Here is a 26,993-nt window from a genome sequence, read left to right as displayed (position 1 = left end):
CCGATGCGCCTCTCGAAAGACGACTCCGTGCCGGCCGGACCGGTCGTCGCCGTGTCGCCGCTGCGCTGGCCGTCCGCGCGCGGGGTCGCGGCCGCCGCGCGCGGGGGCGGGCTCGGCGTGCTCGACCTGACGGCCGGCGGTCCCGCGGCCGCGGAGGAGCTCGCGCTGCTGGGCGAATGGGGTGTCCCGGCGTTCGGGGTCCGGGTGGCGCAGCCGGCCGACCTGCCCGATGCCGTGACGACCGTGCTGCTGACCGAGGCCGCCGGGTGCACCCCGCGGGACTTCCCGGGCCGGCGGGTGCTGGCGGAGGTGACCTCCCGCGCCGCGGCCGGCCGGGCGGTCGCCGCGGGCGCCCACGGCCTGATCGCGCGCGGGCACGAGTGCGGCGGCCCGGTCGGCGAACTGAGCACGTTCGTGCTGCTCCAGGCCCTTCTCGCCGACGACAGCCTCGGCGTCCCGGTGTGGGCGGCGGGCGGCATCGGCCCGCACACCGCCGCGGCCGCGGTCGCGGGCGGCGCGGCCGGCGTCGTCGTCGACACCCAGCTCGCCCTGCTCCCGGAAGCCGAACTGCCCTCGGCGCTCACCACGGCGCTCACCGGGCTCGACGGCTCGGAAACGACCGTCGCCGACGGCGTCCGCGTCCTGGCCCGGCGCGGCACCGAGCCGATCGAAGCCGGTCAGGACGTCTTCCTCGCCACCCGCTTCCGCGACCGCTGGGGCACGGTGACCGCCGCGGTGCGCGGGCTGGCCGACGCCGTCGGGGCCGCCCTGCGCGTGCCGGACGCGGTGCTCGGCCCCGGCAGCGCGGGCAGCCGCGCCCTCGGCACGGCCTTGCCGATCGCCCAGGGGCCGATGACCCGGGTCAGCGACCAGCCCGCGTTCGCGGCCGCGGTCGCCGACGGCGGCGCGCTGCCGTTCATCGCGCTGGCCCTGTCCGGCCCCGGACAGACCCGTGACGTGCTGGAGCGGACCCGCGCGGCGGTCGGTGACGCGCCCTGGGGTGTCGGGGTCCTCGGGTTCGCCGCCGACGACGTCAAAGCCGCGCAGCTGGCGGTCATCCGGGAGCTGCGGCCCACGCACGCGATCATCGCGGGCGGCCGTCCCGCCCAGGCCGCGGCCCTGGAAGACGCCGGAATCGCCACCTTCCTCCACGTGCCCTCGCCCGGCCTGCTCAAGCAGTTCCTCGAGGCGGGGGCCCGCAAGTTCGTCTTCGAAGGCTCGGAGTGCGGCGGGCACGTCGGCCCGCGCACCAGCTTCCCGTTGTGGGAAGCCCAACTCGGCGTGCTCGCCGACTTCCTCGCGACCACCCCGGCCGCGGCCGCGGACCTGCAGCTGCTGTTCGCCGGCGGCATCCACGACGAACGCTCCGCGGCAATGGTGGCCGCCCTCGCCGCCCCGGTCGCCGCGCGGGGCGCCGCGATCGGCGTGCTGATGGGCACCGCCTACCTCTTCACCCGCGAGGCCGTCGACGCGGGCGCGGTGCTCCCGCTCTTCCAGCGGCGGCTCCTGGAAGCCGAGCACACCGATCTCCTGGAAACCGCGCCGGGCCACGCCACCCGCTGCGTGCGCAGCCCGTTCACCGAGGAGTACGCGGCGATCAAGGCGGACCTCGCCGGGCGCGGCGTGCCGAGCCGGGACGCCTGGGAACACCTGGAGACGCTCAACGTCGGGCGGCTGCGCCTGGCGAGCAAGGGCATCGAGCGCGTCGGCGCCGAACTGCGGGACGTCGGCGAAGACCGGCAGCTGGCCGAAGGCATGTTCATGGCGGGCGAGGTCGCCGTCCTGCGCTCGGCGGTCACCACGATCGCCGGCCTGCACCACTCGGTGGGGGCGGGCGCGAACGCGTTCCTGCGCGCGCGGGCCGCCGAATTCGGCGCCGCCGAGACCGAACCGCCCGCGCCCGCGCCGCTGGAGATCGCGATCGTCGGCATGGCGTGCATGTTCCCGCAGGCGCCCGACCTGGCCGCGTTCTGGGCGAACGTCCTGGCCGGCGCCGACGCGGTCACCGAGGTCCCGCCGCAGCGCTGGGACGCCTCGCTGTACTACGACCCCGAGGGGCAGGGGGAGCGGACGCCGTCGCGCTGGGGCGGGTTCCTCCCGGAGATCGGCTTCGACCCGCTGAAGTACGGCATCCCGCCGTCGTCGCTGGCCAGCATCGAGCCCGTGCAGCTGCTGGCCCTGGAAGCCGCCCACCGCGCGCTGGCCGACGCGGGGTACGCCGACCGCGCGTTCGACCGCGCCCGCACGTCGGTGGTGTTCGGCGCCGAGGCGGGCAGCGACCTGTCGAACGCGATGACCCTGCGGACCGTGCTGCCGTCCTACGTCGGCGAACTGCCGTCCGGACTGGACGAACGGCTGCCGCGGATCACCGAGGACTCGTTCCCCGGCGTCCTCGCGAACGTCATCGCCGGGCGGATCGCGAACCGGCTCGACCTGGGCGGCGCGAACTACACCGTCGACGCCGCCTGCGCGTCCTCGCTGACCGCCGTCGACGTCGCCTGCAAGGAGCTGACCGCCGGCACCAGCGACCTCGTCCTCTGCGGCGGCGCGGACCTGCACAACGGCATCAACGACTACCTCCTGTTCGCCTCGGCGCACGCCCTCTCGCCGACCGGGCGGTCGGCGACGTTCGACAGCGCGGCCGACGGCATCGCGCTCGGCGAAGGCGTCGCCTGCATCGCCCTGAAGCGCCTCGCCGACGCCGAGCGCGACGGCGACCGGGTCTACGCGGTGATCAAGGGCGTCGGCGCGGCTTCGGACGGCCGCGCGCTGGGGCTGACGGCACCGCGGCCCGAAGGGCAGCACACCGCACTGACCCGCGCCTACCGCAACGCCGGCGTCTCGCCCGCCCGGGTCGGACTGGTCGAAGCGCACGGCACCGGCACGGTCGTCGGCGACCGGACCGAGCTCGGCACGCTGACGAAGGTGTTCGCCGAGGCCGGGGCCACGCCGGGCGCGTGCACGATCGGCTCGGTCAAGTCGCAGATCGGGCACACCAAGTGCGCCGCGGGCCTGGCCGGACTGATCAAGGCCGCCCTCTCCGTGCACACCGGCGTCAAACCGCCGACGCTGCACCTCTCGGCGCCGAACCCGGCCTGGGACGCCGCGACGAGCCCGTTCGCCTTCCGGACGGCCGCGCAGCCGTGGACCGCGCCGCCGTCCGAACGGCTCGCCGGGGTCAGCGCGTTCGGCTTCGGCGGCACCAACTTCCACGTGGTGCTCGGCGCGCACGACGGCGTCCCGCCCGCGCAGACCGCGGACGAGTGGCCCGCGGAACTGTTCACGTTCACGACGGAATCGGCCGCGAAGGCACTGCTGGAGCTGGCCACCGACGTCCCGGCGGGCCGGGAACCGTGGCGGCTGCGGGACCTCGCCCTCGGCGCGTCCCGGCGGGCCGAAGCGGCGGGCGGGCGGATCCGCATCGCCGTTGTCGCGTCCACTGTGGACGAGCTGGTCCGGTTGCTGCGGCAGGCCCTGGACGGCCGGGAGGCACCCGGTGTGTTCCTGGCCGGTCCGGCCGGACCCGGTGAGGTCGCGGTCCTGTTCCCCGGCCAGGGCAGCCAGCGGCCCGGCATGTTCGCCGAGCTGTTCGTCACCTTCCCCGAGCTGCAGCGGTACCTGCGCCTGGACCCGGCGACGGCCGACGTCGTTTTCGCCCCGGCGGTCTTCGGGGAAGCGTCGCGGCAGGCGCTGGCCGAGCGCGTCACGGACACCCGCGTCGCCCAGCCCGCGCTCGGTGTCACCGGGCTGGCGGCGTTCCGGCTGCTGAGCCGCGCCGGCGTGCGGCCCGCCATGCTCGGGGGCCACAGCTACGGCGAACTGACGGCGCTGGCCGCGGCCGGTGCGCTCACGCCGGAAGGGCTGCTGCACGCCAGCCACGCGCGGGCCGAGGCGATCATGGGCGCGGTGCCCGCGGACGACCCGGGGGCGATGGCCGCCGTCTCGGCGGGAGCCGCCGAGACCGGGAAGGTCCTGGCCGACGCCGGGCTCGGGACCGTCGTGCTGGCGAACCACAATTCGCCGGAGCAGACGGTGATCTCCGGGCCCACCGCCGACGTCGAGGCCGCCGTCGGCCACCTGCGGGCCGCCGGGCTCGGCGCGAAGCGGCTCCAGGTCGCGTGCGCGTTCCACAGCTCGCTGGTGGCCCCCGCGGGGGAGGCGCTCGGCCGGGCCCTCGACGCGATCGGCGTCGTGCGGCCCGCGGTCCCGGTGTACGGCAACCGGACGGCCGGGCCCTACCCGGCCGACCCGGACGCGATCCGCGGCGAACTGGCCGCCCAGGTGGGCGCGCCGGTCCGGTTCGTGGAGCAGGTCGAAGCGATGTACGCGGCCGGGGCGCGGGTGTTCGTCGAAGCCGGCCCCGGAGCCGTCCTGGCCAAGCAGGTCGCCGCCATCCTCGGCGACCGGCCGCACCGGACGGTCGGGTTCGAACAGCCCGGCCGGCGCGGCCTGCTGGGCTTCCTCGGCGCGCTGGCGCAGCTGGCGGTGTCCGGCGTGGCGGTCGAGACGGGCTGGCTGTTCCGCGGCCGTGACGCGGTCGACGCGTTCGCGGCACCGCGGCCGAAGCGTCCCGGGTGGACGGTCGACGGGCACCTGATCCGCGCCGCGGACGGCACGATCCCGGCCGGCGCCCTCCGCCCGGCGGAACGCATCGCGCTCGCGCCGGCACCCGCGCCCGCCGCGACGTCGGAAGCGATGGTCGCCGACTTCCTGCGCACGAGCCGCGAGATGATCGCCGCCCAGCGGGACGTGCTCCTGGGTTTCCTCGGCACCGACGCTCCCTCGCCGATTGCACACCAGGCCCTCGAGCGCCCCAATGTGGCCTTCGGTGCGTCTGACGCACCGAAGGCCACATTGGTTGCGTCTGACGCACCGAAGGCCGCCTTGGGGCGCTCGGTGCTGGAGACCGTGGTCGAGGTGATCGGGGAGCGGACGGGTTATCCGGTGGAGATGATCGAGCCGGATCTCGATCTGGAAGCCGACTTGAGTGTGGATTCGATCAAGCGCGCGGAGATCGCCGGTGAGCTGGCGTCCCGGCTGGGCCTGGCCGGCGGTGACGTGGAGGAGTTCGCGAAGGCCCGCACGGCGGCGGCGATCGCCGCGCTGATCGGTGACGAACCCGCCGAGGTCACCTCGGTTCTCGAGACCGTGGTGGAGGTGATCGGGGAGCGGACGGGATATCCGGTGGAGATGATCGAGCCGGACCTCGATCTCGAAGCCGACTTGAGCGTGGATTCGATCAAGCGCGCGGAGATCGCCGGGGAACTGGCGACCCGCCTGAACCTCGACACCGGCGGTGACGTCGAGGAACTGGCCAAGGCCCGCACGGCGGCAGCGATCGCGGAACTGATCGACGGCGAGCGCCCCAAGGCGGCCTTGGTTGCGTTGAATGACAGAGCGGCGCGAAGCGCCTCCGTTGAGGGCGGCGGTGGGGGCATCGGAGGAGCACCGAAGGCCGCCTTGGGTGCGTCTGACGCACCGAAGGCCGCCTTGGGTGCGTCTGACGCACCGAAGGCCACATTGGGGCGCTCGGGACCGGCCGAACCCGCGCCGCTCGTCGTGGCGCCGAAACGGCTGGTCATGGCCGGAGTGGAGCTGCCGCCGAGCGGGGTTCCGGAGGTCGCCGGGCGGAGTTTTCTCCTGATCGGGCAAGGCCCGCTGGCCGAGGCCGTCCGGAGCCGCCTCACCGGGCTGGGCGCGACCGCCGAAATCGCCGGCGGCGTCCGCGGCGGGTTCGACGGCGTCCTGTTCCTTCCGGACGGCGGACCCGTCCTGCCCGCCGCCTTCCCCCAGTACCAAGCCGCTCTCGCGGCCGGACCCGCCTGGCTGCTCACCGCCGGACCGGGCGAGGGCCTGCGCGGCTTCCACCGCAGCCTCGCCCGCGAATACCCCGGCACGCTCACCCGCGTGGTCGAGCTGTACCCCGACGAATCGCCCGGCGAACAAGCCGCGGCCTTCGTCGCCGAATTGTCCACAGTGGACCGCGAACCTGTCGTCGTGCGACACGGTGCGCGCCGGACCGGGTTCCGGATGACCGAACAGGACCTCGGCCCGCTCGGCAGCAGCGGTGCGGGCCCGGCCGGCGACGGGGCGGCCGAAGCCGCCGCGATCGGCCTGGACCGCGACTCCGTCGTCCTGCTCGTCGGTGGCGCCAAGGGCATCACCGCCCGCTTCGCCGCCACCCTCGCCGCGGCCGCCCGCTGCCGGATCGAGCTGCTGGGCCGGACGCCGGTGCCCGCGAAGCAGGACGAACACCCGCAGGCCAAGACGGCCAAGGACCTACGCGCCGCCCTCATCGGCGCCGGACTGAAGAACCCGGCCGAGATCGAACGGGCCGTCCGCCGGATCCACGGCGAACGCGAGGTCCGGCAGACCCTGGCCAAGCTCGAGGCCCTCGGCAGCCCGGCGCGCTACCAGTCGGTCGACATGCTCGACGCCGAAGCCGTGCACCGCGCGGTCAAGGAGATCCACGCCGAGCACGGCCGCCTCGACGGCATCGTCTACGCGGCCGGCGTCATCGAGGACAAGCTCGTCGCCGAGAAGACGCCGGAGTCGTTCGAACGCGTGTACAGCACCAAGGCCGACGGCGCCCGCACGCTCCTCGAAGCCACCGCCGACCTGCCCGACGAACCGAAGTTCGTGGTCCTGTTCGGCAGCATCGCCGCGGCGCTGGGCAACCGCGGCCAAGCCGACTACGCCGCCGCCAACGACGCACTGGAAACATTGGGCCACCGATGGCCCGCCGGGCGCGCGGTGACCGTCCACTGGGGACCGTGGGCCCCGACCGGCGAGCACGACGGCATGGTGACCCCCGAGCTCATGCGGGACTACGCCCGCCGCGGCATCGCCCTCATCGACCCGGAGGAAGGCACCCTCGGCCTGCTGCGCGAGCTGGCCTGGGGGCGGCCGGGCACCGGGGCCGTCGTCCACACGGCCTCGGGCTGGTGACGGACATGCGGGTGGCCATCGTCGGGATGTCGGTGCTGCTGCCCGGCGCCCCCGACCTGGCGAGCTACTGGCGCAACCTGGCCGGCGGCGTCGACGCGATCACCGAGGTGCCGCCCGGCAAGTGGGACCAGGCGCACTACGCACCGGACGAGCAGCGCCGCGCCGACCGCGTCTACTGCCGCCGCGGCGGGTTCGTCGACGAACTGGCCGAAGTGGACGTCACCGGCTTCGGGATCATGCCGAATTCCGTGCCGGCCACCGAGCCCGACCAGCTGATCGCGCTGCGCGTCGCGGCGCAGGCCGTCGCGGACGCGGGCGGCCCGGACCGCCTGCCCGCCGACCGCGCGAAGGTCGGCGTCGTGCTCGGCCGCGGCGGTTACCTGACCCCCGGGCTGGTCCGCCTCGACCAGCGCGTCCGCACCGCGAGCCAGCTCGTCCGCACCCTCGGCGAGCTGCTGCCGGACCTGGCCGCCGACCGCCTCGACGCCGTCCGCCAGGCGTTCACCGACCAGCTCGGCCCGGAGGCACCGGAATCCGCGATCGGGCTGGTGCCCAACCTGGCCGCCTCGCGGCTGGCCAACCGCCTCGACCTGCGCGGCCCCGCGTACACGGTGGACGCCGCGTGCGCGTCCTCGCTGATCGCCGTCGACCACGCCGTGCGCGAGCTGGCCACCGGCCGGTGCGACGTCGTCCTCGCCGGCGGCGTCCACCACTGCCACGACATCACCTTCTGGAGTGTGTTCACCCAGCTCGGCGCGCTGTCGCCGTCCGAGCGGATCCGGCCGTTCCACCGCGGCGCCGACGGCGTGCTGATCGGCGAAGGCACCGGCGTCGTCGTCCTCAAGCGGCTCGAAGACGCCCAGCGCGACGGCGACCGCGTCTACGCCGTGATCACCGGCACCGGGGTCGCCTCCGACGGGCGGACGGCGAGCCTGGCCAGTCCCGACTCCGGCGGCCAGGTCCGGGCCGTCCGCCAGGCGTGGGCGGCGGCGGGCCTCGACCCGGCCGCGCCGGATTCGATCGGCCTGCTGGAGGCGCACGGCACCGCCACCCCGGCCGGCGACGCGGCGGAACTCGCGACCCTCGCCGAGGTCTTCGGCAGCGCGGGCTCCGCCGTCCTCGGCTCGGTCAAGTCGATGATCGGCCACACGATGCCCGCGGCCGGGATCGCCGGGCTCGTCAAGGCCGCCCTCGCCGTGCACCACGGCGTCCTGCTGCCCACGCTGCACTGCGACGACCCGCACCCCGCGCTGGCCGAGACGCGGTTCCGCCCGCTGGACGCCGCCGAGCCGTGGGACGCGCCGGTGCGCCGGGCCGGGGTGAACGCGTTCGGCTTCGGCGGGATCAACGCCCACGTCGTGCTGGAACAGGCGCCGGGCCGCGCGAGGCCGGTGGCGGTGCGCGAGCCGGAACGTGTGCTGCGGCTCGCCGCGCCGACCGTCGACGCGCTGCGCGCGGCGTTCGACCGGGGCGGTCACCAGGACACCGGCGACGGCCCGGTCCGGCTCGGCATCGTCGACCCGACGGAGAAGCGGCTCGCCCTGGCCCGGAAGGTGCTGGCCCGGGGCCGGGCCTGGCGGGGCCGCAACGACGTCTGGTTCGCCGACCGCCCGCTGCTCGGCCCGGGCGGCGGGAAGCTCGCCTTCCTCTTCCCCGGCCTGGAGTCCGAACTCGTCCTCGACTGCGGCGACGTCGCCCGCCACTTCGGCCTGCCCTGGCAGCACGCCGACGTCGAGGTCGGGGACGTCGGACGGCAGGGTGCGGCGGTGTTCGAGCTGGGCAGGCTGCTGCACGCCGCCCTCGGCCGGCTCGGCGCCACGCCGGACGCCGTGGCCGGGCACAGCCTGGGCGAATGGACGGCGATGGCCGTCGCCGGCGTCTACGCCGAAGCGGAGGTCGACGCCTTCCTCGCCGGGTTCGACCCGGACGCGCTCGTCGTCCCCGGGCTCGCGTTCGCCGCGATCGGCGCGCCCGCGCCGCGGGTGCTCGAGGAGCTGGCCGGCCGGGCGGACGTCGTCCTGTCCCACGACAACTCCCCGAACCAGGCCATGGTCTGCGGGCCGGAAGCCGCGGTCGGCGCGCTCGTGCAGCGGTTCCGGGACGCCGGGATCGTGGCGCAGGTGCTGCCCTTCCGGTCCGGCTTCCACACCCCGATGCTCCAGCCGTACCTGGACCCGATCCGCGCCGCGGCCGAACGCTTCACGCTGCACCCGCCGGTCCTGCCGCTCTGGTCGGCGACCACGGTGTCGCAGTACCCCGCGGGCGAAGCCGAAGTCCGCGACCTGTTCGTGCGCCACCTGCTGGAACCGGTCCGGTTCCGCCCGCTCGTGCGGGCGCTGCACGCGGCCGGGTTCCGCGCCTTCGTCCAGGTGGGCGCCGGGCAGCTCGGCTCGCTGGTCGGCGACACCCTGCACGGCGAGGAACACCTCGTCGTCGCCGCGCACTCGGGCCAGCGCCCGGGGCTCGCGCAGCTGCGCCGGGTGGCGACCGCGCTTTGGGCCGACGGCCTCGACGTCGACTTCACCCGCCTGCCCGGCGAACGCCCGGCCGCCCCCAAGGCGGTCAAGCTCGACCTCGGCGGCCGCCTGATCTCCCTGGACGAGCAGGTCCGCGCGCGGATCGCGCTGCCCGCCGCCCGCCGCTCCACTGTGGACGACCTGGCCGCCCGGGGCCCGCTCGCCGCGGAGTTCGCCGCGCTGCTGGCGGACACGGCTGATCTGGCGTCCACCGTGCTCACCGGCCGCCCCGACGCGTCGGTTCCCCGCGAAAGCGACGCCTCGGGTGGGCACGTTCACGGGAAAGTGCCCCTGCCGGTGGAGCTGGACACGACGCTCACGGTGTCGCTCGAAACGATGCCGTACCTGCTCGACCACTGCTTCTTCAAGCAGCCACCCCAGGCCGACCCGGGTGACCGCTGGCCGGTCGTCCCGGCCACCACGGTGATCGACCACCTGATGCGGTTCGCCGAGCGGGCCGCCCCGGGACGGCACGCGGTCGCCGTGCACGACGTCCGGCTCAGCCAGTGGATCACCGCCGTCCCGGCGGTCACCGTGCCGGTGCGGGTGCGGCCCCAGGGCCCCGACCGGGTGCACGCGGCCCTCGACGGCTACTCGCAGGCCGTCGTGGAACTCGCGCCGGAGCACCCGGGCGGCGCACCCGCGCCGTGGCGGTTCCCGGCGTCGGCCGAACACGTGCCCGAGACGACCGCGGCGCAGCTGTACGACGAACGCTGGATGTTCCACGGCCCGCGGTTCCAGGGCGTCACCGAGCTGACGGCCGTCGGCGAACGCCACGTGCGGGCGGTGCTGACGACGCCGCCCGCGCCGGGGGCCCTGCTCGACAACGTCGGCCAGGTGCTCGGCTACTGGATCATGTCGCGGCTGCCCGAGCGGACCACCGTCTTCCCGGTCGCCATGCGCGAAATCCGGTTCCACGGCCCGCACCCGGCGCCGGGGGAGCGGCTGGAGTGCCTGGTCCGCATCACCGGGCTGACGGAGGAGTTCCTCGACGCCGACATGCAGCTCGTCCGCGACGGCCGGGTGTGGGCGGAGTTCACCGGCTGGCGCGACCGCCGGTTCGACAGCACCGCGCACATCCGCCAGGCCGACCGCACGCCGGAGCGCTCGACGCTGTCGGTCGAGCAGCCGGGCGGCTGGGCGTTGGTGCACGAGCAGTGGCCGGACCTGGCCACCCGCGAACTGATCATGCGCAACTACCTCGCCGGGCCCGAGCGCGACGCCTACGAACGCCACCCGCCGCGCGGGCGGCGCCAGTGGCTGCTCGGCCGGATCGCGGCCAAGGACGCGGTCCGCCAGTTCCTCTGGGCTCGCGGCGAAGCCGAGATGTTCCCCGCCGAGCTGCGCATCGGCAACGACGAGGCCGGCCGGCCGTTCGCGACCGGCGCCTACGGCCGGGACCTGCCGCCGCTGACGGTCTCCGTGGCGCACCGCGCCGAAGCCGGGGTGGCGATCGCCCGAACCGGCCCGTGCGGCATCGACGTCGAAGCGGTCGAGCCGCGCTCGCGGTCCACTGTGGAGGCCGCGCTCGGGCCGGGTGAGCTGGCCCTGTTCGCGGACCTGTCCGGCGACCCGGAGCAGTGGTTCGCCCGCTTCTGGACGGCGAAGGAAGCCGTGGCGAAGCTGCGTGGCACCGGGCTGCGCGGCGAGCCCCGGGACTTCGCGGTCGTCGCGGCGACCCCGGAAGAACTGACCGTCCGCGTCGCCGACCGGGAGTACCGCGTGTGCTGCGCCGACGTCGAGAACCCGCCCGGTGCGCCGCCACGCCGTTACGTCGTCGCCTGGACCGAAGAGACGAAGGAGACTGCCGGATGAGCATCGAGACGACGGCCGCGAACGAGGCGACCGTGCTCGCCCAGCTCGGGGACATGCTGCGGGAGCTGCTCGAGGAGTACGGGCTGGACGACGCGGAAATCACGATGGACACGACGTTCCACGACGACCTGGAACTGGAGAGTGTCGACCTGGTGGCGTTGTCCGGGCAGCTGCGCGAGCACTACGGCGACCGCGTCAACTTCGCCACCTTCATCGCCGAACGCGACCTCGACGAGATCATCGCGCTGACCGTCGGCGAGCTCGTCCGGTACATCGTCGCCTCCCTGCGGGCGACGGCGTGAGCCGCATCCGCGCCGGCGAGCTGGACGTGCACGTCCAGCGGCTCACCCCGGACACCCCGCTCGACGGCGACGCCCCGATCGTGGTCTGCGTCCACGGCCTGCTCACCGACAGCCTGGCCAGCTACTACTTCACGCTCGGCCCGGCCTTCGCCGAGCGCGGGCTCGACGTGCTGATGTACGACCTGCGCGGGCACGGCCGGACGACGCGGCCGCCGTCCGGCTACCACCTCGAACGGTTCGTCGACGACCTCGTCGCGGTCCTCGACGCCTGCGACGTCACCCGGCCGGTGCACGTCGTCGGCAACTCCTTCGGCGCCTCGGTCGCCTTCGGGCTGGCCGCCGCCCGCCCCGACCGGGTGGCGAGCGTGGTCGTGATCGAGGGCGAACCGCCGACCGAGGAGTGGACGCGGCACATGGCCGACGGGCTGGCCGACGCCAAGACCCGGCTGGCGATCGACGAGGTCATCGGCTGGATCGCGGACCACCACGGTGCCCACACCGCCCGGCTGTCCAAGGCCGCGAACCGGATCCTGCAGACCACCACGATCGCCGACGACATCCCGCGCAGCGCGACGATCGCGGCGGACCTGTCGGCCGTGCGCTGCCCGGTGTTCGCCATTTTCGGCGGCGACTCCGGGCTGGCGGCTCAGGTGCCGCACTTCGAAGCGCACCTGACGGCGTGCCGCACCGTCGTGCTGCCCGACCAGGGGCACTCGGTGCTGGTCGAGCGGACCGCGGAGGTCATCGAGCTGATCTCCGGGTGGGTTCGCGACACCGCGCGCACGCGGGCGCGGGTGCGGTAGTGGCCCGGTTCCTCTTCGTCGTCCCGCCGCTGGTCGGGCACGTCAACCCGGCCGTCGGCGTGGCGGCCGAGCTCGCCGCGCGCGGCCACGAGGTCGCTTGGGCGGGCCACGACGAACTGCTGTGGCGGCTGGCCGGCCCGGACGCGCTCGTGTTCTCCTGCGCCGCGGGGGACCTGCCCGCGCGCCCGGCGGAGCTGACGGGCCCGGCGGCGCTGCGGTTCCTCTGGCAGGACTTCCTCGTCCCGCTGGCCGACGCGATGGCCCCCGGCGTGGCCGCGGCCCTGGACGCCTTCGCACCGCACGTCGTGGTGGCCGACCAGCAGGCACTGGCCGGTGGCCTGCTCGCCGAGGCCGCGGGCCTGCCGTGGGTCACCTCCGCGACGACGTCGGCCGAGCTCGTCGACCCCCTGGCCGGGATGCCGAAGGTCGGGGAGTGGGTCGCCGCGCTGCTCGACGGGCTGCGCGGGCGGCTCGCCGGCGGCCGCGGCGCGGCGGACCCGCGGTTTTCCCCGCACGGCGTCCTCGCGTTCACCACCCGCGAACTGCTGGGCCCGGCCGCCGTGGCGCCGTCGGTCCGGCTCGTCGGGCCGGCTCTCGGCGCGCGGCCGTCCGCCCCGGACTTCCCGTGGGAGTGGCTCGAGCCGCCGCGGCCGACGGTCCTGGTGTCCCTCGGCACGGCGAACACCGCGGCAGGCGCGCGTTTCCTCGCCGCGACCGCGGCGGCGTTCGCCGGGCGGCCCGCGCGGGCGGTGATCGCCGACCCGGGCGGCGTGCTCGGCGACGTCCCGCCGAACGTCCTGGTGCGGCCGCACCTCCCGCAGCTGCCACTGTTGCCCCGGGTCGACGCGGTGCTGTGCCACGCGGGCCACAACACCGTCTGCGAAGCGCTGTGGCACGGCCTCCCGCTGGTGGTGGCCCCGATCCGCGACGACCAGCCGATCGTGGCGGCTCAGGTGGTCGCGGCGGGGGCGGGCGTCCGCCTGCGGTTCGGCCGGGCGGACGCGCCCCGCATCGCGACCGCGGTCGACGAGGTACTGACCGAACCGGCGTACCGCCGCGCGGCCGAAGTGGTGGCGGCGTCCTTCCGCGAGGCGGGCGGCAGCGCGGCGGCGGCCGGGCACCTGGAACAGCTGGCACTGGAAAGCCTGGCGCACCTGCGGCGTTAGGTTCGCCTGCCGCCGCGGACCACCGGAACGGGTGGCTATCCACAGTGGACGTCCCGCACTAGCTTGGGAGACCGAGCGAGGAGGCGGACATGACGGCCACCGCGGAGGTCGGCCCGGGCGCCGCGGCGCCGCCCGCGCTGAGCCGCGGCCGGGTCAACGCCGTGTTCGGGGCCGTGCTGCTCGGGATGCTGCTGGCCGCGCTGGACCAGACCATCGTCGGGACCGCCCTGCCCACCATCGTCGGCGACCTCGGCGGCGCCGGGCACCTGTCCTGGGTGGTGACGTCCTACCTGCTCGCCGAGACGATCATGACCGTGGTCGTCGGCAAGCTCGGCGACCTGTTCGGCCGCAAGCTCATGTTCCAGCTGTCGGTCATCGTGTTCGGCATCGGCTCGTTCTGCGCCGGGTTCGCCGGCAGCATGGTCTGGCTGATCGTCTGGCGCGCGGTGCAGGGCCTCGGCGGCGGCGGGCTGATGGTCACCTCGACCGCGCTCATCGCCGACGTCGTCCCGCTGCGCGAACGCGGGAAGTACCAGGGCGTGCTCGGTTCGGTGTTCGGCGTGGTGACCGTGGCCGGCCCGATGCTCGGCGGCTTCTTCGTCGACCACCTGTCGTGGCGGTGGACGTTCTACGTCAACATCCCGCTCGTCGTCGTGGTGCTGGTGGTGGCGTCCGCGGCGATGCCGAACGCCCGCGCCGCGGTCAAGCCGGTGATCGACTACCTCGGCATCCTGCTCATCGGCCTCGCCGCGACCGGGCTGACCCTGGTCACGAGCTGGGGCGGCACGCAGTACGGCTGGGGTTCGCCGGTGATCACCGGGATGGCGGCGGGCTCGGTGGTGCTGCTGGCGGCGTTCGTCTTCGTCGAACTCCGGGCGAAGGAGCCGATGCTGCCGATGCGGCTGTTCCGCAACCCCGTGTTCACCGTCGGCGGGATCATGAGCTTCGTCGTCGGCTTCGCGATGCTCGGCGCGCTGTCCTACCTGCCGACGTACATGCAGTACGTCCAGGGCACGTCCGCGACGACGTCCGGGGTCCGGCTGCTGCCGATGGTGCTGGCGCTGCTCGTCGCGTCGATCGCCGCGGGCAACGCGGTGAGCCGCACCGGGCGGTACAAGATCTTCCCGCTGGCCGGGGCGGCGGGCATGACGATCGGCCTCTACCTGCTGTCGCGGCTGGGCCCCGGCACCGGGTTCTGGGAGGCGTCGGCGTACATGGCGGTGCTGGGGCTCGGCATCGGGCTCGGGATGCAGGTGCTGACCATCGCCGTCCAGAACACCGTCGACTACGCCGACCTCGGGGTCGCGACGTCCGGGGTGACGTTCCTGCGCTCGATCGGCAGCTCGTTCGGCGCGGCGATCTTCGGCACGGTGTACGCCAACCAGCTGACCCCGAAACTGGCCGCGTTGCCAGTGCCGCCGGGCGTCGATCCGCGGGCCCTGCAGGTCCCCACGGCGTTGCACGCCCTGCCGCCGTCGGTGTCGGCCCCGGTGATCAAGGCGTACAGCGACTCCCTGCACGTCGTGTTCCTCGCCGCGGCGCCGGTCGGCCTGGTGGCCCTGGTGCTGGCGTTCTTCCTCAAGGAGGTCCCGCTGCGCGACACGGCCCGCGCGGCGGCCCCGGACCTCGGCGACGGCTTCGCGATGCCGGAGGCCCGCACGGACGACCGCGAACTCGAGCGCGCGGTCGCGACGCTGTTCTTCCGCGAACGCCGCAAGGTGGCGCCCTCGATCGTCGAGCGCGCGGGCGGCGACCTCGACGAGGGCGGGATCTGGTGCCTGCTGCAGGTCCACCTGCGGCAACGCCGCGGTTCCCCGGCGACGCTGCGGGCGATCGGCGAGCACTTCGGCGTGCCGGCGCCGGTACTGGAGCCGGCGTTCAACCGCCTGGAGCTGACGGGCCACCTGCGGTACACCCGCGACGGCTGGCAGCTGACCCCGTCGGGTCGCGAGGAGTTCGGCAAGGCGGTCCAGGCCTGGCACGGCTGGCTGGCCGAGCGCCTCGGCGACTGGGGCACGGGCAACCGCGCCGAGCTGGACGCGGCGATCGGGCGCGTCGCCGCCCGGCTGATGGACCAGAGCGCGGAGTCCCGAGGCCACGGCCGCCACGCCCTCGCCTGACCCCCGGCCCGCTTGCGGGGTCAGCGGCGCCAGAAGTCGTGCGGGGTCCTGCCCGGGCGGAACCCGCAGGCTTCCACCAGGGCCGTCGCCTGCTCGAAGCCGTGGCCGACCAGGCCGGGCTCGTGGGCGTCGCTGCCGAACGCCACCGCCTCGCCGCCCACCTCGAACCACCAGCGCACCACCTCGCCCGGCAGCGGGACCTTCGTGTTGACCTCCAGGGCGCGGCCGCTCGCCGTCAGCGCCCGCAGCACCGTCCGGAACTCCTCCTCGAAATCCGCCGCCACGAACGGAGGGCCCTCGGCCGGCCACGAGCGCAGCGCGTAGTCGATGTGGGCGAGCACGGCGAAGTCCGCCGTCGACTCCACCAGCCCGAGCACCTCGCCGAGGTACGCCCGCAGCAGCTCGCCCGGCGGCCGGTCCGTGACCACCGTCAGTTCGTGGTGGTGCTCGCCGTCCGGGAGCGAGTGCACCGAACCGAGCACCCGGTCGAAGTCGTGGGCCGCCAGCAGCGCGTCGGCGCGCGGCCGGTGCCAGTGCGGCTCGCTCAGCTCGACGCCCGAAAGGATCCGCAGGCCGGGGAACCGCGCGCGGCACTCCTCCACGCACGCCAGGTACCCGGCGACGTCCAGCTCCGGCGGCTCCAGGACGCCGTCCGGGCGCAGCCGCACCCGGAAGTGGTCCGGCAGCAGCGGCCGGACCGGCTCCGGCATCAGCCACGGCGTCAGGTCCGCGTGCTCGGTGAAGGCCACCGACGGCAGGCCCAGCTCGATCGCCCGCGCGCAGGAGCCGGCCATCGACCCGGTGACCGTGTCCCAGGACCATTCGGTGTGGACGTGACCGTCCGTCGGCAGGCGCACCAACCCACGGTAGCGGCGATTTTGGACTAGCGTCTGTCCCATGGCGGACAAGGCGGTGGAGCTCGAAGTCGGCCCGCACACCGTGCGGATCTCCAATCCGGACCGGGTCTACTTCCCGGCCCGCGGCGAGACGAAGCTCGATTTGGTCAACTACTACCTCTCGGTGGGCGACGGCATCGTCAACGCCCTGCGCGAACGCCCCTGCATGCTGCACCGCTTCCCGTCCGGTGTGGCGGGGGAGAAGGTGCACCAGAAGCGCGTGCCGAACGGCGCACCGCCGTGGCTGGAAACCGTCCGGGTGACGTTCCCGCGCTACAACCGGCACGCCGACGAGCTGTGCGTCACCGAGCTCGCGCACGTCGCCTGGGCCGTGCAGATGTCCACAGTGGAGTTCCACCCGTGGAACTCCCGCCGCGCCGACACCGAAAAGCCCGACGAGTGGCGCATCGACCTCGACCCGATGCCCGACTGCGGCTACGACCGGGTCCGGCGGGTGGCGCACGTCGCCCACGAAATCCTCGACGAACTCGGTGCGGTCGGGTGGCCGAAGACCTCCGGGGGCCGCGGCCTGCACATCTACGTCCGGATCGAACCGCGGTGGGGCTTCTCCGACGTGCGCCGGGCCGCGTTGGCCTTTGCGCACGAGGTCGAACGGCGGGCTCCGGATGACGTCACCACCACCTGGTGGCGGAAGGACCGTGACCCGCGGCTGCTCTTCGTCGATTACAACCAGAACGCGCGCGATCACACGATCGCCAGTGCCTACTCGGTGCGGGGGAATCCGGAGGGGACGGTGTCGGCGCCGGTTCGGTGGGAGGAGATCGATGACGCCGAGCCGGGGGATTTCACGATCGCCACCGTTCCGGCGCGGTTCGCCGAGGTGGGGGATCTGCATGCCGGGATCGATGATGCGGTTTTTTCGATTGAGCCGTTGTTGGAGTGGGCGGATCGGGATGGGGTCGAGGAACCGCCTGAGCCCGAGTGATGTGGTTGTCTGCCACCCTGAAGTGATTGCCACCCGGAGTGGTTGTCTGACACCGGGGATGGTGGGCCGCAACCCCGAAGCCTGATTGTGACTACGGCCGGCGACCCCTTGTCAAGGCGGGAAAGCGTGCCTTGACAAGGGGTCGCCGGCCGTGTTCTGGCTTCGGATCGGGGTTGCGGGGGGCCTGGGTTCCCCGTGGGGTCAAGCCGTGCGCCGCCTTGGTCGTTGGTTGGTGGGCTGTGGTCTTGCGCCGCGTTGGCCGCTTACCGCGCCTTATGTTGGCCGTGGCCGGTTGCGGCCGTGTTGTCAGTCCAGGCGCTCGATGATCGTCGCGTTTGCCAGGCCGCCTGCCTCGCACATTGTCTGCAGGCCGTAGCGGCCGCCCGTTTGCTCCAATACCGACAGCAGGGTTGTTGCCAGGCGGGCGCCGCTGCCGCCCAGGGGGTGGCCCAGTGCTATTGCGCCTCCGTTGATGTTGACCTTGGCCGGGTCTGCGCCGAGCTCCTGCTGCCAGGCCAGTACCACGCTGGCGAATGCCTCGTTGACCTCGAACGCATCGATGTCCGACACCTCCAGGCCCGCTCGGGCCAGGACCTTGCGGGTCGCCGGGATGATGCCCGTCAGCATCAGCAGGGGGTCGTCGCCGGCTACGGCGAAGCTGTGGATGCGGGCTCGCGGCTTCAGGCCCAGGGTCGCCGCCGTCTCGCTGCTGGTGATCAGGAGCGCGGCCGCGCCGTCGTTGATCGGGGACGAGTTGCCCGCCGTGATGTGCCAGGCCAGGTGCGGGAACCGCTGTTGCCAGACCTCCGCGCGGAACGCGGGCTTCAGCCCGGCGAGGATCTCCGGTGTGGTGCCGGGCCGGACGGTCTCGTCGGTCGTCACCTCGCGCAGGGTGCCGTCCGGTCCCGGCGCCTTCAGCGGCGCCACTTCGGCGGCGAACTTCCCGTCCGCCCACGCCTTCGCCGCCCGCTGGTGGCTCTGCGCGGAGAACTCGTCCAGCTGCGCCCGGCTGAAGCCCCACTTCGCCGCGATCAGCTCCGCGCTGATGCCCTGCGGTACCAGGCCGTCGGGGTAGCGCGCGGCGATCTGCGGGCCGAACGGGTCGCGCCCGGCCACCTGGCTGCCCATCGGTACCCGGCTCATCGACTCGACGCCGGACGCGAGCACGACGTCGTACGCACCGGCGATGACGCCCTGCGCCGCGAAGTGGATCGCCTGCTGGCTGCTCCCGCACTGGCGGTCGACGGTCACCGCGGGCACCGACTCCGGCAGCCCGGCCGCGAGCGCGGCCCAGCGCGCGGTGTTCATGCTCTGCTCGCCGATCTGGCCGACCGCGCCGCTGATGACGTCGTCGATCCGGGCCGGGTCCAGGCCCGTGCGCTCGATGAGCGACCGCAGGGCGTGGGCGTGCAGGTCGACCGGGTGCACCCCGGCCAGTGAACCGTTCGGCTTGCCCTTGCCGATCGGGGTCCGTACCGCGTCGACGATCACCGCGTCCGTCATGGCGTCTGCCTCCTCGCAGATCGGGGATCCTCTCGGTATACGCCGGGTGAGTTGGAATCCACAACTCGGCTGTTCGGCATGTCACAGCACCTTGACGTGCTAGGTTGGAAATTCAATCCCGTGGAGGTGGCATGGTCCGGCGTGGTCGCGAGTGCTCGGTCGCCGAAGCACTGGAGGTCGTCGGCGAGCGGTGGAGCCTGCTCGCGCTGCGCGAGATCATGCTGGGGGAGCGGCGGTTCAACCAGATCGCCGAGAACACCGGGGCGAGCCGGGACATCCTGGCCGCGCGGCTGCGCAAGCTCGTCGACGCGGGCGTCCTCGAGAAGGTGCAGTACGAGGCCCACCCGCCGCGCCACGAGTACCACCCGACCGAAGCCGGCCGCGCCCTGCAGCCGGTCCTGCTCGCCCTGATGGCGTGGGGTGACAAGTACGTCCACCAGGGCGAACCGCCGACCCTGTGGCGCCACGCCTGCGGCGAAGTGCTGGAGCCGGCCACCGTCTGCGCGCACTGCGGCAAGCCGGTGAACGCCCCCGGCACCCACGCGATCCGGCTCGGCGCCGTGCACGCCTGACCGCCGTCACCCCGGCCTCCTCGCCTTCCCGGCGAGGAGGCCTTTTTGCTGCGCGGACGTTGACTTGAGACGCGCGTCACTGTAAGCCTTGAACGAATCAACGCAAGAAGCTGACAGCGAGGCGAGAAATCGAAGCAGCTGTCAGGAAGATCCCGGTTTCGCTCCGAGTCGTCTCCCTCCCCCCCCGGACCAGAGGAACCGCATGAGAACGAAGCGTGTGTTGTCACCCGCGGCTGCCTTCGCCGCCTTGTCCTTGCTCCTGGCCACTCCCGCCGCACCGGCGAGCGCCGCCCCGGCCACCGCGCCGGCCGTCCGCGCCGCCGCGCAGGCGGCCTCCGCGACCTACACCGCCGGCAGCCAGCTCGCCGGCTATCCCGTCTCGAACGTCGGCGACGGCAACCAGGACACCTACTGGGAAAGCGCGAGCAACCAGTTCCCGCAGTGGGTCCAGGCCGACCTCGGCGCGCCGACCGACGTCGCCCAGCTCGTCCTCAAGCTCCCGGCCGCGAACTGGGGCACCCGCACCGAGACCCTCGGCGTCCAGGGCAGCACCGACGGAACCACCTTCACCGACCTGAAGCCCTCGGCCGGGTACGTGTTCGACCCGGCCAAAGCCAACACGGTGACCGTGGACGTCTCCGGCAAGCCCCGGTACGTCCGGCTGAACGTCACCGCGAACACCGGCTGGCCCGCCGCGCAGCTGTCGGAGTTCGAGGTGCACGGGCCGGCCGGCGGGGACACCCAGCCGCCGTCCGCGCCCGGCAACCTCGCCTACACCCAGCCCGCCGCCGGCCAGATCCGGCTCACCTGGTCGGCGTCCACCGACAACACCGGCGTCACCGGCTACGACGTCTACGCGAACAACCAGCTGCGGGGCAGCGTCGCCGGGAACGTCCTGACCTACACCGACTCCCAGCCCGACACCGCCACGGTTTCCTACTACGTCCGGGCCAAGGACGCCGCGGGCAACCAGTCGGCGAACAGCGGCACCGTGACCCGGACCGGTACCCAGGCCGGCGCCAACCTGGCGCTGGGCAAGGCGATCACCGCCTCCTCGACGGAGTGGACGTACGCGGCGGCCAACGCCAACGACGACTCCCTGGCCACGTACTGGGAAGGCGGCGGCGGAACGTACCCGAACCTGCTGACCGTCGCCCTCGGCGCGAACGCCGACCTCGACCGGGTCGTCGTCAAGCTCAACCCCGACCCGGCGTGGGGCCCGCGGACCCAGACGATCGCCGTCGAAGGCCGGGAGCAGAGCTCGGCCGCCTTCACCACCCTGGCCGCCGCGCAGACCTACAGCTTCAGCCCCGCGACCGGCAACACCGTGACCATCCCGCTCGGCGGCCGCGCCGCCGACGTCCGCCTGCGGATCACCGCGAACTCGGGGGCCGGCGGCGGGCAGGCCGCGGAGTTCCAGGTCTTCGGCGTGCCCGCCCCCAACCCGGACCTGACCATCTCGGGCGTGTCGTGGTCGCCGCAGAGCCCGGTGGAAACCGACGCGATCACGACGTCGGCGACCGTCCGCAACGCCGGAACGGCGGCCTCGGGCGCCACGAACGTGAACTTCTACCTGGGCACGACCAAGGTCGGCACCGCGAACGTCGGCGCACTCGCGGCGGGCGCGTCGGCGACGGTGTCGGCGAACATCGGCACCCGCGACGCGGGCAGCTACCAGCTGACCGCGAAGGTCGACGAGGCGAACGCCGTCCTCGAGCAGAACGAGGCCAACAACTCCTTCACCGGCTCGACGGCCCTGGTCGTCAGCCCGGTGCAAAGCTCCGACCTCGTCGCGGCCACAGCGTGGTCGCCGGGCAACCCGGCCGCGGGCAACCCGGTCACCTTCACCACGACCCTGCGCAACCAGGGCACCGTCGCCAGTGCGGGCGGCACTCACGGCGTCACGGTGACCATCACCGACCAGAACGGGACGGTCGTCAAGACGCTGACCGGCAGCTACACCGGCGCCATCGCGGCCGGTGCGACCGCCCCGCCGGTGACCGTCGGCACCTGGACCGCGGCCAACGGCCGGTACACGGTCAAGACGGTCGTCGCGAACGACGCCAACGAGCTGCCGGTCAAGCAGGGCAACAACACGAGCACGCAGGCGTTGTTCGTCGGCCGGGGCGCCAACATGCCCTACGACATGTACGAGGCCGAAGACGGCGTCCTCGCGGGCGGCGCGGCCGTGGTCGGCCCGAACCGCACGATCGGCGACCTCGCGGGCGAGGCGTCGGGCCGCAAGGCCGTGACGCTGAACTCGACCGGCTCGTCGGTGGAGTTCACCACCCGCGCGTCGACCAACACGCTCGTCACCCGGTTCTCCATCCCGGACTCCGCCGGCGGTGGCGGGATCGACGCGACGCTGAACGTCTACGTCGACGGCAGCTTCCTGAAGGCCATCGACCTGACGTCGCACTACGCTTGGCTCTACGGCGCCGAAACCGGCCCGGGCAACTCGCCGGGCGCGGGCCCGCGGCACATCTACGACGAAGCGAGCACGCTGCTCGGCACCACCGTGCCCGCCGGGCACAGGATCAGGCTGCAGAAGGACGCGGCGAACAGCACGAACTACGCGGTCGACTTCGTCAGCTTCGAGCAGGCCACCGCCGTCGCCAACCCCGACCCGGCGCACTTCGCGGTACCCGCCGGCTTCACCCAGCAGGACGTGCAGAACGCGCTCGACAAGGTCCGGCAGGACACCACCCTCACCGGGGTCTACCTGCCGGCCGGGACCTACTCGCTGTCGAGCAAGCTGAACGTCTACGGCAAGGCCGTCACGGTCACCGGCGCCGGGCCGTGGTTCACGAAGTTCACCGCGCCTTCGGGCCAGGAGAACACCGACATCGGCATCGACGTCCAATCGAGCGCCAACGGCTCGACGTTCAGCGGGTTCGCCGTGTTCGGCAACTACACCTCCCGCATCGACGGCCCGGGCAAGGTGTTCAACCTGACCAACGTGGCCAACCTGACGATCGACAACATCTGGGTCGAGCACCAGGTCGTCATGGTGTGGGGCACGAACGTGGACAACACCACGATCAAGAACTCCCGGATCCGCGACACCTTCGCCGACGGCGTCAACCTGACGAACGGGAGCACCGGCAACCACGTCACGAACAACGAGGCCCGGTCCACCGGTGACGACAGCTTCGCGCTGTTCGCCGCCACGGACATCAACCAGGGCAACCAGTACGACAACGTGTTCGAGAACCTCACCGCGCTCACCCCGTGGCGCGCGGCCGGGCTCGCGGTCTACGGCGGGTACAACAACACCTTCCGCAACCTCTACATCGCGGACACGCTGACCTACGCGGCGATCACCATCAGCTCGCTCGACTTCGGCTATCCGTTCCTCGGGTTCGGGCCGCAGCCGACGACGGTCCAGAACGCCTCCCTGGTCCGGGACGGCGGCCACTTCTGGGGTCAGCAGACCTTCCCGGCGATCTGGCTGTTCTCCGCCTCGAAGGAGTTCCGCGGCATCCGGGTGTCCGATGTGGACATCCAGAGCCCGACCTACAGCGGCATCATGTTCCAGACCAAGTACGACGGCACCACGCCGGAGCACCCGGTCGAGGACACCGTGCTGACGAACGTGTCGATCACCGGCGCCCACCGCAGCGGGGACGCCTTCGACGCCAAGTCCGGGATCGGGATCTGGGCCAACGAACTGCCGGAACCGAACCAGGGCCCGGCCGTCGGCTCGGCGACCTTCACCGGCCTCACCCTGGCCGACAACGCCGAGGACATCCGCAACCGCACCACCACGTTCACCATCAACCGCAACTGAGAAAGGCCGCGCGGGCCCGCCGGGAAACCGTTCCCGGCGGGCCCGCGCCGTGCCAGGATGGCGCCGGAGGTGGTCGACGTGCGAATCCTGGTCACCGGCGGCACCGGGCAGCTCGGCAGTGCGGTGGTGACGCGGCTGCGGGCGGCGGGGGAGGAGGTCCGCGTGCTCAGCCGCCGGGCCGCCCCGGACGTCGTCCGCGGCGACCTGCGGACCGGTCGCGGCATCGACAGCGCGGTGGCCGGGGTCGACGTGGTCGTCCACTGCGCCACCGACTACTTCGGCCGGGAGACGCAGCTGGCCCGCACGCTGATCGAGGCGGCGCGGTGGGCGGGCGGCCCGCACCTGGTCTACGTCTCGATTGTCGGCGTCGACCGTGTCCCGCTCGGCTACTACCGGGCCAAATACGAAACCGAGCGGCTGGTCGCCGCGTCGGGCCTGCCGGTCACGATCCAGCGGGCCACCCAGTTCCACGGTCTGGTCCGCACCCTGCTCGCCGGGGCGTCCCGGCTGCCGGTGGTGCCGGTGCCGCGGATCTCCTTCCAGCCGGTCGACGTGCGGGACGTGGCCAGGCGGCTCGCGGACCTCGCCATGGCCGACCCGGCCGGCCGGGCACCCGACTTCGGCGGCCCGGAGGTGCTTTCCGCGGCCGAGCTGGCGCAGGCGGTCGGTGCGGCGAGCGGGCGGCCTCGGCCGATCGTGCCGATGAAGGTGCCGGGGGAGACGTTCCGGGCCTACGCCGCCGGCGAGCACCTGGCTCCCGGGCACCGCGAGGGAGTGATCACCTTCGGTGAGTACCTGGCCGAGGGAGCCGATCACCGGTAGCCGGTCCACGGCCCGTCGATGGAGCTGCCCGGGAGTTTCACTGCCCTGGCCGGTCACTGCCTCGCGCAGCTTCCCGGGGCACGGCCGATCGCGGGCCACTACGCCGTCCGCCGGGTCGAGCCCGGACGACTCGCCGGGCGGCCCGAGGTTCGCGAAGATCGACGCAGACCTGACCGACCGGGAGGAGACCGCACCATGATCCGCTGGGCGACGTTCGACTGCTTCGGCACGCTGGTGGACTGGCGCCACGGCATCGCCACCGGGCTCGAACTGCTGTTTCCGGGCCGCGGCACCGAGCTGCTGGCGGTCTACAACCGGTTCGAGCCGCAGGTGCAGGCCGAGGCGCCGGTGCGGCGGTACCGGGAGGTGCTCGCCGAGTCCGTGCGCCGGACCGCCGCCGAAGCGGGGCTGGAGCTGGTGGCCGACGACGCGTCCGTGCTCGGGACCGGGCTGCCGTACTGGCCCGTCTTCCCCGACACCCGGGCGGCCCTGGCCGGGCTGCGGGAAGCGGGCTGGCGGCTGGCGCTGCTGACCAACTGCGACCGCGATCTCATCGGCGAGACGCAGCGGCGGCTCGCGGTGCCGATCGACGCCGTCGTGACCGCGGAGGACGTCGGCGAGTACAAGCCGGGGCACGGCCACTTCCGCCGGTTCGCCGCGTCCTTCGACGCCACGGCCGGGAACTGGGTGCACGTGGCCCAGAGCCACTTCCACGACATGGTGCCGGCCCGGGCGCTGGGCATCCCGCGCGTGTGGATCAACCGGCACGCCGAAGAGCACGACCCCGCGGTGGCGGACGCGGTCCTGCCCGGCCTCGCCGGGCTGGCCGAGACGGTCGAGCGGGTGCACGCCGCGGCCCGCTGACCGCGGTCACGGGTGCCGCACCTCGACCCGCCGGGACGGGACCAGGGCCGTCCACAACCTCTGCCACGCCTTCGACGGCGGCCGCTCCCCCGGCAGCCGCACCGCCGGGCGCGTGCCCGCCCGGTACTCCATCTCCACCCGCACCCAGTCGTGGATCCAGTCGCCTCGCATGGCGGCTCCTTTCTTCTGGGAGCCACGCTCGTCCTGAGGGGTCGGCGGCCGCATCGGGTGAACACGCAGTCCGGTGGCGGTGGACCCCTTACCCGCGGTCGTGGGCGCGACGGCGTTCCTGTTTGGGTCGAGACGTCGGCGAACCGGTCGCGGGTCGTGAGCGGGGGTGCGCCAGCACGTCCGGCCGGTCGGGGCGGCGGCTGCGGCGGGCCGCAGGTTCCGGCGCGCGGCCGGGCCGGAACCTGCGCTTGTCCATTGTGGCCCCAGTGGTGGGTCACCCCGCCGTAGCGCTGCGTGCCGCGGCCTGGGCGGGCTGTTCGGTGACCGGAAAAACGCGCCGTTTCCTGCCACCGGGGTTAGGCCGATCGGGCCATCCGCGGCGGCCCGATTTCCCTTTGTATCTGTGGTAAAGCTCGACGCCCCTTTAGCAACGAGCTCAGGCAGAGGGAGATGGCATGGGTCGGCCCGAACGCCCGCTGGACCTCACCGCCGGACCGATCGCCGCCTTCGCCCACGAGCTGCGGCTGCTGCGGAGCCGGGCGGGGAACGCGAGCTACCGGGAACTCGCCAGGGCCGCGCACTTCGCGCCGTCGGTGTTGTCCAGCGCCGCCAGCGGACGGCGGCTGCCGACCCTCGCCGTGACACTGGCGTTCGTGACCGCCTGCGGCGGCGACCGCGACGCGTGGGAACGGCGCTGGCGGAGCATCGCCGGCAAGGGAGGTGACGACGAAGCGCCGAAGTCGCGCACCACAGCCGTCCGGCCGGCGCAGCTGCCCCGCGGCCCGAGGACCTTCGTCGGCCGTGGCACGGAGCTGGCCGACGCCGCCGGGGCGTGCGGGCCGGGGAAAGTGCCGGTGCTCGTCACCGGGCCGATCGGCACCGGCAAGACGGCCTTCGCCCTGCGGCTGGCCGAAGACGTCACCGCGGACTTCCCGGACGGGCAGCTCTACGCGGACCTGAGCGACGGCGGGACCGGCACCCGCGCCACCGACGGCGTCGTGCGGGGGTTTCTGCGCGCGCTGGGCGTGCCGGCCCACCTGGCGCCCGACCACCCGGCGCACCGGATCGACCTCTACCGGTCGCTGCTCGCCGGACAGCGGCTGTTCGTCCTGCTGACCGGCGTCCGCACCGAGGCGCAGGTGCGCCCGCTGCTCGGCCGGACGGCGCGCAGCCAGGTCGTGGTGACCAGCCGTGCCCGGCTGCCCGCCCTGGAGGACGCGCACCGGGCCGAGCTGACTACCTTCACCCGTGCGGAGTCGCTGGCGTTGCTCGGGCAGCTCGCCGGCGAACACCGGATCCGCGTGGAGCACGCCGCCGCGGACGCGATCGCCGGGGTGTGCGGCGATCTGCCGCTCGCCGTGAGCATCATCGGCCGCAAGGTGGCGGCGCGGCCCGACCGGCCTCTCGCCGCCACCGCCGCCCGGCTCGCCGACCACCGGCGGGTGCTGGACACCCTCAGCGTCGGGGACGTCAACGTCCGCGACCGGTTCACCGCCGCGTACGAGGGTCTTCCGGCCGCGGGGCGGGCGGCCCTCCGGCACTTCGTCGCGGACCGGACGACGTCGGCCGGGCTCGCCGCGGCGATGGGCGTCGCCGCCGAGACCGCCGACGAACTCTTGGAGTCCATTGTGGACGCCGGGCTCCTCTCGCGCGCCGGCGGCGACGGCTGCTACGCGATCCCCGAGCTGGTCAGGGTCTTCGCCGCCGGGCGGTAGCGATCGGCCCGGGAGATTCCCGGGTGGGCGGGAACAGTTCCCCT

General features: G+C 73.6%; 15 protein-coding genes. 12 read left to right on the top strand and 3 right to left on the bottom strand.

The annotated features are described in order from the left end of the window. Positions 1-3: 3 nt before the first annotated feature. The 6 genes from ACLJOU_RS11690 to ACLJOU_RS11665 all read left to right on the top strand — a co-directional run bounded on the left by ACLJOU_RS11690 (position 4) and on the right by ACLJOU_RS11665 (position 15,670). Positions 4-6,948 carry an SDR family NAD(P)-dependent oxidoreductase gene (locus tag ACLJOU_RS11690; RefSeq protein ID WP_410566381.1) on the top strand — a complete coding sequence of 2,315 codons (6,945 nt, stop codon included), beginning with the start codon at positions 4-6 and terminating at the stop codon, positions 6,946-6,948. Positions 6,949-6,974: 26 nt separating this feature from the next. Next, positions 6,975-11,279, top strand: coding sequence for a beta-ketoacyl synthase N-terminal-like domain-containing protein (locus ACLJOU_RS11685; protein WP_410566709.1), 4,305 nt, complete (start codon positions 6,975-6,977; stop codon positions 11,277-11,279). Continuing rightward, positions 11,276-11,581, top strand: a complete 306-nt coding sequence (locus tag ACLJOU_RS11680; RefSeq protein ID WP_410566378.1) for an acyl carrier protein — start codon at positions 11,276-11,278, stop codon at positions 11,579-11,581. Before ACLJOU_RS11685 ends, ACLJOU_RS11680 begins: the two co-directional genes overlap by 4 nt. Beyond that, on the top strand, positions 11,578-12,384 hold the full coding sequence (locus ACLJOU_RS11675; RefSeq protein WP_410566375.1) for an alpha/beta fold hydrolase: 807 nt from the start codon (positions 11,578-11,580) through the stop codon (positions 12,382-12,384). Before ACLJOU_RS11680 ends, ACLJOU_RS11675 begins: the two co-directional genes overlap by 4 nt. Further along, positions 12,384-13,550 carry a glycosyltransferase gene (locus ACLJOU_RS11670; protein ID WP_410566372.1) on the top strand — a complete coding sequence of 389 codons (1,167 nt, stop codon included), beginning with the start codon at positions 12,384-12,386 and terminating at the stop codon, positions 13,548-13,550. Before ACLJOU_RS11675 ends, ACLJOU_RS11670 begins: the two co-directional genes overlap by 1 nt. Positions 13,551-13,639: 89 nt before the next feature. Then, entirely contained in the window at positions 13,640-15,670 is a 2,031-nt protein-coding gene (locus ACLJOU_RS11665) for a DHA2 family efflux MFS transporter permease subunit (RefSeq protein ID WP_410566369.1), read from the top strand. 20 nt (positions 15,671-15,690) lie between these two features. Here the strand turns inward: ACLJOU_RS11665 and ACLJOU_RS11660 are convergent, their stop codons facing one another. Then, positions 15,691-16,527: a PHP domain-containing protein gene (locus ACLJOU_RS11660; protein ID WP_410566366.1), complete on the bottom strand. Its 837-nt coding sequence runs from the start codon at positions 16,525-16,527 to the stop codon at positions 15,691-15,693. Positions 16,528-16,567: 40 nt separating this feature from the next. Between ACLJOU_RS11660 and ligD the strand changes: the two genes are divergently transcribed. Further along, the gene (gene ligD / locus ACLJOU_RS11655; protein ID WP_410566363.1) at positions 16,568-17,512 is read left to right on the top strand and encodes a non-homologous end-joining DNA ligase; all 945 of its coding nucleotides are present in this window, start codon (positions 16,568-16,570) and stop codon (positions 17,510-17,512) included. A gap of 306 nt (positions 17,513-17,818) precedes the next feature. On the opposite strand, the gene ACLJOU_RS11650 is transcribed toward ligD, so the two are convergent. Further along, positions 17,819-19,015: a thiolase family protein gene (locus ACLJOU_RS11650; protein ID WP_410566360.1), complete on the bottom strand. Its 1,197-nt coding sequence runs from the start codon at positions 19,013-19,015 to the stop codon at positions 17,819-17,821. A 131-nt stretch (positions 19,016-19,146) separates the two neighbouring features. On the opposite strand from ACLJOU_RS11650, the gene ACLJOU_RS11645 reads away from it, so the two are divergent. From ACLJOU_RS11645 to ACLJOU_RS11630, 4 genes are all read left to right on the top strand, one after another. After that, positions 19,147-19,587 carry a winged helix-turn-helix transcriptional regulator gene (locus tag ACLJOU_RS11645; protein WP_410566358.1) on the top strand — a complete coding sequence of 147 codons (441 nt, stop codon included), beginning with the start codon at positions 19,147-19,149 and terminating at the stop codon, positions 19,585-19,587. A 202-nt stretch (positions 19,588-19,789) separates the two neighbouring features. Then, positions 19,790-23,377: a discoidin domain-containing protein gene (locus ACLJOU_RS11640; protein WP_410566355.1), complete on the top strand. Its 3,588-nt coding sequence runs from the start codon at positions 19,790-19,792 to the stop codon at positions 23,375-23,377. 69 nt (positions 23,378-23,446) lie between these two features. Continuing rightward, complete coding sequence (locus tag ACLJOU_RS11635) at positions 23,447-24,199, top strand: SDR family oxidoreductase (RefSeq protein WP_410566352.1); 753 nt, start codon at positions 23,447-23,449, stop codon at positions 24,197-24,199. A 195-nt stretch (positions 24,200-24,394) separates the two neighbouring features. Beyond that, entirely contained in the window at positions 24,395-25,063 is a 669-nt protein-coding gene (locus tag ACLJOU_RS11630; protein ID WP_410566349.1) for an HAD family hydrolase, read from the top strand. Between the two features lie 6 nt (positions 25,064-25,069). On the opposite strand, the gene ACLJOU_RS11625 is transcribed toward ACLJOU_RS11630, so the two are convergent. After that, positions 25,070-25,234 (bottom strand): hypothetical protein, encoded by a 165-nt coding sequence (locus ACLJOU_RS11625; protein ID WP_410566346.1) that lies wholly within the window; start codon positions 25,232-25,234, stop codon positions 25,070-25,072. Positions 25,235-25,689: 455 nt separating this feature from the next. On the opposite strand from ACLJOU_RS11625, the gene ACLJOU_RS11620 reads away from it, so the two are divergent. Next, positions 25,690-26,949, top strand: a complete 1,260-nt coding sequence (locus ACLJOU_RS11620; protein ID WP_410566343.1) for a helix-turn-helix domain-containing protein — start codon at positions 25,690-25,692, stop codon at positions 26,947-26,949. The last annotated feature ends 44 nt before the right edge of the window (positions 26,950-26,993 follow it).

It is taken from the genome of Amycolatopsis sp. cmx-4-61 (assembly GCF_046548775.1).
Taxonomy (GTDB): domain Bacteria; phylum Actinomycetota; class Actinomycetes; order Mycobacteriales; family Pseudonocardiaceae; genus Amycolatopsis.
The sequence above is the reverse complement of the archived record's forward strand: the minus strand, read 5'-3'. Positions and strand labels throughout refer to the sequence as shown.